Source organism: uncultured Oscillibacter sp. (assembly GCF_910579365.1).
In the GTDB taxonomy this organism is placed as follows: Bacteria; Bacillota; Clostridia; order Oscillospirales; family Oscillospiraceae; genus Oscillibacter.
The window spans coordinates 173,735-181,867 of the sequence record NZ_CAJTUX010000002.1; the positions used below are offsets into that span (position 1 = coordinate 173,735).

The 8,133-nt window shown below is 67.4% G+C and carries 9 protein-coding genes; all 9 read left to right on the forward strand.

Annotated elements, in window-relative coordinates; genetic code table 11:
- Positions 1-84 precede the first annotated feature (84 nt).
- Positions 85-774, forward strand: coding sequence for a VanR-ABDEGLN family response regulator transcription factor (vanR, locus tag QZ329_RS01760; RefSeq protein ID WP_295747669.1), 690 nt, complete (start codon positions 85-87; stop codon positions 772-774).
- Positions 767-1,864, forward strand: coding sequence for a HAMP domain-containing sensor histidine kinase (locus tag QZ329_RS01765; protein ID WP_295747671.1), 1,098 nt, complete (start codon positions 767-769; stop codon positions 1,862-1,864). Before vanR ends, QZ329_RS01765 begins: the two co-directional genes overlap by 8 nt.
- Positions 1,865-1,996: 132 nt before the next feature.
- Positions 1,997-3,049: a D-alanine--D-alanine ligase family protein gene (locus tag QZ329_RS01770; protein ID WP_295747674.1), complete on the forward strand. Its 1,053-nt coding sequence runs from the start codon at positions 1,997-1,999 to the stop codon at positions 3,047-3,049.
- Positions 3,046-3,789 carry a D-alanyl-D-alanine carboxypeptidase family protein gene (locus QZ329_RS01775; protein ID WP_295747677.1) on the forward strand — a complete coding sequence of 248 codons (744 nt, stop codon included), beginning with the start codon at positions 3,046-3,048 and terminating at the stop codon, positions 3,787-3,789. The genes QZ329_RS01770 and QZ329_RS01775 overlap by 4 nt, the downstream gene beginning before the upstream one ends.
- On the forward strand, positions 3,786-5,855 hold the full coding sequence (gene vanT / locus QZ329_RS01780) for a serine racemase VanT catalytic subunit (RefSeq protein ID WP_295747680.1): 2,070 nt from the start codon (positions 3,786-3,788) through the stop codon (positions 5,853-5,855). Before QZ329_RS01775 ends, vanT begins: the two co-directional genes overlap by 4 nt.
- Positions 5,856-5,971: 116 nt before the next feature.
- Positions 5,972-6,616, forward strand: coding sequence for a hypothetical protein (locus QZ329_RS01785; RefSeq protein WP_295747683.1), 645 nt, complete (start codon positions 5,972-5,974; stop codon positions 6,614-6,616).
- Between the two features lie 58 nt (positions 6,617-6,674).
- A complete protein-coding gene (locus QZ329_RS01790; RefSeq protein WP_295747686.1) occupies positions 6,675-6,893 on the forward strand; it encodes a heavy-metal-associated domain-containing protein in 219 nt (72 codons plus the stop codon).
- A gap of 301 nt (positions 6,894-7,194) precedes the next feature.
- Positions 7,195-7,860, forward strand: a complete 666-nt coding sequence (epsC, locus tag QZ329_RS01795) for a serine O-acetyltransferase EpsC (RefSeq protein ID WP_295747689.1) — start codon at positions 7,195-7,197, stop codon at positions 7,858-7,860.
- 53 nt (positions 7,861-7,913) lie between these two features.
- A partial coding sequence (gene argS / locus QZ329_RS01800) for an arginine--tRNA ligase (RefSeq protein WP_295747692.1) occupies positions 7,914-8,133 on the forward strand: 220 nt, incomplete at its 3' end.

Genomic DNA, 8,133 nt, shown 5'->3' on the forward strand with positions numbered 1-8,133 from the left:
CCTCTTTTTGCCCCGGCGCGGTTGCCCCGGGGCGCTTTTTGTGCTATGATGCAGAAAGACTTTACAGAAAGCAGGTCTCTCATCATGCCCGCAGAGATTTTAGTCGTGGACGACGAGGCCGCCATCGCCGACCTGGTGGAGCTGTACCTGAAAAACGAGGGCTTCACCGTCCACAAGTTCACCAGCGCCCTCCCCGCCCTGGCCCACGTGGAAAAGACGCCGCCGGACCTGGCCATTCTGGACGTGATGCTTCCCGACATGGACGGGTTCGCCCTCTGCCAGCGCATCCGGGAAAGGCACCTCTTCCCCATCCTCATGCTCACCGCCCGGGTGGAGGACCTGGACAAGATCACCGGCCTCACCCTGGGGGCGGACGACTATGTCACCAAGCCCTTCAACCCCCTGGAGCTCACCGCCCGGGTCAAGACCCAGCTCCGGCGCTACACCCGCTACAACCGCCCGCCCCAGGAGGAGGACCAGGAGTTCGACATCCGGGGCCTGCAAATTTCCAGGCAGACCCACAAGTGCCTGCTCTACGGCGAGGAGGTGGCCCTGACGCCCCTGGAGTTCTCCATCCTGTGGCACCTCTGCTCCCGGCAGGGGCGGGTGGTTTCCAGCGAGGAGCTTTTCGAGGCCGTCTGGGGCGAGAAGTACATGGACAGCAACAACACTGTGATGAGCCACATTGCCCGGCTGCGGGAAAAGCTCCGCGAGCCCAGCCGGAAGCCCAAATTCATCAAAACCGTCTGGGGGGTGGGGTACACCATTGAATGAGATCAACTACACCGGGCGGGTCTCCCGAAAGCTGCTGGCCCAGTATGCGCTGAGCCTCTTTGGCTCCCTGGGGGCCGTGGTCTTCCTGGCGGGGGCCTGCACGTTTTTCTTCGGGTCGTTTTCCTTTTGGCGGGAGAATATCATCCTGACCTATTTTCTCTACTTCTGCCGGGACTATATCCTTCTGCTGGTTCTCCTCTGCGCGGGACTCGCCTGGCTGGGGTGCACGGTTCACTTCATCCGCAAGCCCCTGTATTTCCTGGACGAGTTGGCGGAGGCGGCGGACATTCTGACACAGCCGGAGGCGGAGGAGACCATCGTCCTGGCCCCGGAGCTCCGGGAACTGGAGGAGCACCTGAATCTGGCCAAGAGCCGGGCCCTCCGGGCCTCTTACGCCGCCAAGGAGGCGGAGCAGCGGAAAAACGACCTGGTGATCTACCTGGCCCACGACCTGAAGACGCCCCTCACCAGCGTCATCGGCTATCTGACCCTCCTCCGGGACGAGCCGGAGCTGTCCCCGGAGCTTCGGGCCCGGTACACCAACGTGGCCCTGGACAAGGCGGAGCGGCTGGAGGACCTTATCAACGAGTTCTTTGACGTGACCCGCTTCAACCTGACCCACATGGAGCTGGAGAAGCGCCCCTGCGACCTCAGCCGGATGCTCCAGCAGGTGGCCAGCGAGTTTGCCCCTATGCTGGAGGAGCGGGGCCTCACCGCCCGGCTGGACCTGCCGGAGGCCCTGTCCTATCCCTGCGACCCGGACAAGCTGGCCCGGGTCTTCGACAATCTCCTGCGCAATGCCTGCCACTACGGAGAGGCGGACACCGCCGTGGACATCGCCGCCCAGGCGGAGGAGGGGGGCGGGGCGCTGCTTACCTTTACCAACCGGGGCGTCACCATCCCTCCGGACAAGCTGGGCCGCATTTTCGAGCAGTTCTTCCGCCTGGACTCCTCCCGCGCCACCCGCACCGGCGGCGCGGGCCTGGGTCTGGCCATTGCCAAGGAGATTGTGGAGCTCCACGGCGGGACCATCGCCGCCCAGAGCCGGGAGGGCGTGACCACCTTCACCGTCCGCCTTCCGGCTCCGTAAGAAAATCACAAGAATTCCGTCAGAACTTCTCAGGAACTCTTTCAGCAAGCCTTCAGACCTTCCCCGCCCCGATCTGTTACCATGTGGACAACAGGTCGGGGCGGGTTGTCTGCCCCGGGAAAGGGTTGATGGATGATGAAAACGATCTTGGTGTTGTTCGGCGGCTGTTCCAGCGAGCACGGCGTGTCGCTCCAGTCCGCCGCCGCGGTGCTGACCCATTTGAATCCGGAAAAATACCGCCCGCTGCCGGTGGGCGTCACCCGGGAGGGGCGGTGGCTCTATTACCCTGGTCCCGTGGACCGGCTTCCCGCCGGGGACTGGCCGGGGGACCCGGGCTGCGTCCCCTGCGCCCTCCGGCTGGACCGGGGGCGGACGGCCCTGCTGCTCCAGGACGGCTCCGGGACGGCGCTGGAGTTCGACGCGGCCTTCCCCGTCCTGCATGGGAAGAACGGGGAGGACGGCACCGTTCAGGGCCTTCTGGAGCTGGCCGGAATTCCCATCGTCGGCTGCGGCACTCTGGCAAGCGCCCTCTGCATGGACAAGGACCGGGCCCATAAGCTGGCGGAAACGGCGGGGGTCCGGGTTCCGAGGAGCGCGGCTTTCTCCGCCGGGGCCCTTCCGGGAGAGCTTCGGAAGGCGGCGGCGGACCTGGGGTATCCTCTGTTTGTCAAGCCCGTCCGGGCGGGGTCTTCCTTCGGCGTGAGCCGGGTGGAGGGACCTGGGGAGCTGGACGCCGCCGTGGAGGCCGCGTTCCGGCAGGATCGCCGGATTCTCCTGGAGGAGGCCGTGCCGGGCTTCGAGGTGGGCTGCGCCGTACTGGGGAACCCCGGGGAGACGGCCTTGACCGTGGGAGCCGTGGACGAGATCGAACTTCGCGGCGGCTTCTTCAACTTTGAGGAGAAGTATACCCTCGAGACCTCCGCCATTCACTGCCCCGCCCGCATCGCCCCGGAAAAGGCGGCGGAGGTCCAGGCGGCGGCGAAGGCCGTCTACGCCGCCCTGGACTGCCGCTGTCTGGCCCGCGTGGATTTTTTCCTGACGCCGGAGGGGAACCTCGTCTTCAACGAGGTGAACACCATTCCCGGCTTTACCGCCCACAGCCGCTATCCCAGCATGATGCGGGCCGCAGGGCTGGATTTTTCCGCCCTGCTGGACCGGCTGGTGGAACTGGGGGCGGGGGCATGAGGGCCGTGACGCTCCGGCGGGAGCAGACCGCCCAGGGCCCGCTGATACTGGTAAACGCCTCCCATCCCCTCCGTCCGGGGTCCGCCCCGGAGCTGACGGCCCCGGACGCCCGGTTTCCGGACGTCCTCCTGGAGCGGCGCGCCGCCGGACTGCTGGCGGCCTGCGTCCAGGCGGCTGGCGGGGAGCGGGACATTGTCCCCGTCTCCGGCTGGCGGAGCCGGGCGGAGCAGCAGTCCATCTGGGACGGAGCCTGGGCCGGGGAGGGCGAGGCGTTTACCCGCCGCTATGTGGCGCTCCCCGGGTGCAGCGAGCACGAGACGGGCCTGGCCATCGACCTGGGGAAGCGGGCGGAGAAGGTGGACTTCCTCTGCCCGGACTTTCCGGACGAGGGGGCCTGCGGGGCGCTGCGCCGTCTGGCGGCGCGGTACGGCTTCATTCAGCGCTACCGGCGGGAGAAGGAGGCGCTCACCGGCATCGGGGCGGAGCCCTGGCACTTCCGCTATGTGGGCGCGCCCCACGCGGCGCTGATGGAGGAGAACGGGCTGTGCCTGGAGGAGTATGGGGCCTTTCTGGATACCGGGCCGAAGCGGAGGGTGCTCTCCAACGGGCGGCGGGTGGAGGTCTTCCGGCTGGCCTGCCCGGACGAGGCGGCGGAGGTGGAGCTGCCGGAGGGCTGCTGCCAGATCTCCGGGGACAACGCCGGGGGCTTCATCCTCACCGTGTGGGAGGCTCTGGTATGACCGCCCCGGCGAGAGGACCCGCCCTGGACCGCTTCCGCCTTCTGGCGGCGGTGCTGGTGGTGTGCATCCACACCGGGCCGCTGGCGTCCTGGAATGAGGCGGCGGATTTCTGGCTGTGCCGCTGCCTCGGCCGGACCGCCGTGCCCTTCTTCCTTATGGTCAGCGGGTATTTCCTGGCCCGGGAGGAGTGGAGGCATACCGGGCGGTTCCTGAAAAAGACGGCGGGGACCTATCTGGCGGCGGTGCTCCTCTACCTGCCTTTGAACCTCCACAGCGGCGGATACGGGCCCCTGGAGTGGGGGAGGCGGCTGCTGCTGGAGGGAACGCTGTACCACCTCTGGTATTTCCCCGCCGTGCTGCTGGGGGCGCCGCTGGTCCGGGGACTGCTGCGGCTGGGGCGGCCCGCGGCCTTTGCCGCGGCGGCGGGACTGTACCTCGTCGGCCTGGGCGGGGACAGCTATTACGGGCTTGCCGCCCAGGTTCCCGGACTGGCGGCGTTTTATGACGCCGTGTTCGCCGTCTTCGGCTATACCCGGAACGGGCTCTTTTATGTCCCGCTGTTCCTTCTGCTGGGGGCCGCCGGAAGGCCCCGAGGGGGACGGGCGGTTTCCGTGGGCCTCCTGTTCTCCCTGGCGGCCATGACGGCCGAGGCGTTCACGCTTCGCGCCCTGGGCTGGCCCCGGCACGACAGCATGTACCTGACCCTGCCGCTGTGCGCGGCCCTCCTCTTCTCCCTCCTGCTGGAGCGGAACCAGGGCGAGGACCGGCGGGCCCGGCGGCTGTCCATGCGGGTCTATGTGCTTCACCCCTGGTTCATCGCGCTGGTGTGGGCGGGGGGCCGGTTCCCCTGGTTCGCCGGCCCCCTGGCAAAGAACAGCCTGATTCGCTTTGCCGTCGTGGTGGCCGCCTCCTTCGCCGCCGCCTGGGCGCCGGACGCCCTCCGGCCCCCGCCCGTTCCGGCCCGGAGCCGGGCCTGGAGGGAGGTTGATCTGGAGGCCCTCCGGCACAACGCCAGGACCCTCCATTCCCTGCTGCCGGAGGGCTGTGAGCTGATGGCGGTGCTGAAGGCGGACGCCTATGGCCACGGGGCGGTTCCAACCGCCCGGGTCCTGCAAAAGGCGGGGGTCCGGGCCTTCGCCGCAGCGTGTCTGGCGGAGGGCGTCGCCCTGCGCAAAGGCGGCGTTGGTGGGACGATTCTGATCCTGGGCTATACGCCGCCGGAGGAGGTTCCCCTGCTCCGCCGCTGGCGGCTGATCCAGACCGTGGCGGACGAGGCCCACGGCCACGCCCTGGCGGACATGGGGCGGCCCGTGCATGTCCACCTGGCCCTGGACACGGGCATGGGCCGCCTGGGCGTCCCGGCGGAGGACACGGAGGCCCTGGCCCGGCTCTACGGACGCAGGGAGCTGAAAATCGACGGCGTCTTCTCCCACCTCTGCGTCTCCGACGACCTGGCGCGGGAGGCGGAGACCCAGGCGCAGCTGGCCCGGTTCTACGACGGGCTGAACCGCTTGCGGCAGAGGGGCCTTGACCCCGGGAAGGTCCACGTCCAGGCCAGCTATGGCCTTTTGAACCTGCCGCCCCAGCCCTGCGGCTATGTCCGGGCGGGGATCGCCCTCTACGGCGTCCGCAGCGGACAGGGGGCGGTCCGGCAGTGGCCGGAGCTCCGTCCGGCGCTGTCTCTTCGGGCCCGGGTGGCCTGCGTGCGGACCCTCCGGCCCGGGGACCGGGCGGGCTACGGTCTGGAGTTCCATGCGGAGCGGGAGACGCGGCTGGCGGTGCTCACCATCGGCTACGCCGACGGCCTGCCCCGGGAGCTGGCCCGGCGGGGCGGGCGCGTGCTGATCCGGGGCGTCTTCTGCCCTATGGTGGGACGGATGTGTATGGACCAGCTGCTGGCGGACGTGACGGAGCTTCCGGAGGTCCGGCCCGGGGACGCCGCCACCATCATCGGCCGGGAGGGTTCGCGGGAGATCACGGCGGAGGAGACGGCGGAGCGGTGCGGGACCATTGCCAACGAGCTGCTGTCCCGCCTGGGGACCCGCCCGCCGCTGGTGTACCGGTGAGAGGCGGACCCGCTGGGGTGCGCGGGTTTGGGCCGGTTTGGAAGCGACTTCCAGTTCCGGGGGGAAAGCTGACCCTTGTAAAATGCCGCCGTATGTGTTACTATCATGGAGAAACTATGAGAAAGAGCGGTGGCCCTATGGAGAATTATTCCTTTAAAAGCGTGGCCTTCGGCGGGTTTGACAAGCAGGATGTGGTCCGGTATCTGGAACAGGCTTCGGAGAAGGCCGCCGCCGCCCAGCGGAAGCTGGAGGAGGAGAACGAGACCCTTCGCACCCAGGTGGCGGAGCAGGCGGAGCAGCTGGACCAGCTCCGCGCCCAGCTGGAGGAGCTGACCGGAGAGCGGGACGCGCTTCAAATGAAGCTGGGGGAGGAGAGCGCCGCCAGAGCGGACCTGGAGCCCCTGCGGCTCCTGGAGCAGGACGTGGCCCGGCTCACCGCCGAGCGGGACGCGCTCAAGCCCGACGCGGAGGCCTATGCCCAATTCCGGGAGCGGCTGGGCTCCATTGAGTGCGAGGCCCGGAAGCGGGCCGACGATCTGGAAGCGGAGGCCGCCGCCCAGACCCGCCGGACGGTGGGGGAGTTCCGCAGTCAGTATCAGCGCCTGATGAGCGCGTTTGAGTCCACCGCGAGCCACGTGAACGGCGAGCTTCGCAAGATTGAGGTGACGCTGTCCCAGCTGCCCCGGGCGCTGGACCAGACGGGGGCGGAGCTGAACGAGCTGTCCTCCCGGCTGGAGAAAAAGAAGGAGGAAAAGAGCTGAGGCTTCGGGAATGAAATGGGCGGCCATGGGAATGCTATGTCCGAAAGGAGAGAGTTTCATGGCCCGTTTAAGCACCTATTTTTCCCTGGAGAACGCCGCGGACAAGCAGGACGAGAAGCTGCTGAAGCAGGGACTGGACACCCTGCCCGGCGTCACCTCCGTCAGCCTCAGCGACCGGGGCTGCGTGGCGGTGGACTACGATTCCACCGGCGTCCGCCAGGAGCAGATTCGCCGGAAGGTTCAGGAGCTGGGATATCAGCTCAGGGGCGAGGACTGAAAAAACTTGACACGCCGGACAAATCTTGTTAATATACTGAGAGAGTCAAGTGAATACCGCAATGATCGGAAAGAGTAACAGTTCACCCGAAGGACAGAGAGGGCGCGTCACCGGCTGCAAGCGCGCCTGCGGAGGAAGCTGCGAAGTGCGTCCGTGAGCGGGAGAGGAGAACCCTCCGTCCGGCCCCCGTTAAGGGCCCCTTGAGTGATAAATGAGAGTGGAACCGCGATCCGTCGCCTCTCGTACTTCGGTACGGGAGGCGTTTTTGTTTCCTCCCGGCCCTGACAAGGAGTGAACCGCCATGTATTTGACTCGTCTGGGCGGCCTGCTGGCCGCCTACCAGCGCCGGGACCCTGCGGCCCGGAGCAAGCTGGAGATTTTCCTTCTCTATCCCGGCGTCCACGCGCTGCTGTGGCACCGGGCGGCCCACTGGCTGTATGTGCGCCGGCGGTATTTCCTGGCCCGCTGGATTTCCCAGCACGCCCGGAACAAAACCGGCATTGAAATCCACCCCGGCGCGACCATTGGCCGGCGGCTGGTCATCGACCACGGGATGGGCATCGTCATCGGCGAGACCGCCGAGATTGGGGACGACTGCCTGCTCTATCAGGGCGTGACCCTGGGGGGCACCGGGAAGGACCAGGGAAAACGGCACCCCACCCTGGGAAACAACGTGCTGGTGGGCTCCGGAGCCCGGATACTGGGGCCGTTCAAGGTGGGGGACAACGCCCGCATCGCCGCCGGGGCGGTGGTGCTGCGGGAGGTGCCGCCGGGGTCCACCGCCGTGGGGGTCCCCGCCCGGATCGTCCGGGTGAACGGCTGCCCCGTGTACTACGCCGACGACGTGGACCAGATCAGCGTTCAGGACCCGGTGCGGGAGGAACTGGAGCGGCTGGCCCGCCGGGTGGAGGAGCTGGAGCAGACGCGGAAGGGGCGGAAAGAGGCGCCCAAGCGGCGGCCTGCGTGAGAGTAAAAAGCGGCCCGCCGGAGCGGCGGCCCATAAATATGGAGGATGAAACCATGTATCTTTACAATTCCGCGACCCACAAGAAAGAGGAGTTCAAAACCCACACCCCCGGACGGGTGGAGATGTACACCTGCGGGCCCACGGTCTACCACTTTGCCCACATCGGAAACCTCCGGAGCTATATTATGGAGGACGTGCTGGAGAAGTATCTCCGTTTCGCCGGGTACGACGTGAACCGGGTCATGAACATTACCGACGTGGGGCACCTCTCCA

What these genes read in the sequence shown, in the direction of transcription:
- vanR (WP_295747669.1), top strand. Translation starts at nt 85, where the DNA reads ATGCCCGCAGAGATTTTAGTCGTGGACGACGAGGCCGCCATCGCCGAC.
- QZ329_RS01770 (WP_295747674.1), top strand. Translation starts at nt 1,997, where the DNA reads ATGATGAAAACGATCTTGGTGTTGTTCGGCGGCTGTTCCAGCGAGCAC.
- QZ329_RS01775 (WP_295747677.1), top strand. Translation starts at nt 3,046, where the DNA reads ATGAGGGCCGTGACGCTCCGGCGGGAGCAGACCGCCCAGGGCCCGCTG.
- vanT (WP_295747680.1), top strand. Translation starts at nt 3,786, where the DNA reads ATGACCGCCCCGGCGAGAGGACCCGCCCTGGACCGCTTCCGCCTTCTG.
- QZ329_RS01785 (WP_295747683.1), top strand. Translation starts at nt 5,972, where the DNA reads ATGAGAAAGAGCGGTGGCCCTATGGAGAATTATTCCTTTAAAAGCGTG.
- QZ329_RS01790 (WP_295747686.1), top strand. Translation starts at nt 6,675, where the DNA reads ATGGCCCGTTTAAGCACCTATTTTTCCCTGGAGAACGCCGCGGACAAG.
- epsC (WP_295747689.1), top strand. Translation starts at nt 7,195, where the DNA reads ATGTATTTGACTCGTCTGGGCGGCCTGCTGGCCGCCTACCAGCGCCGG.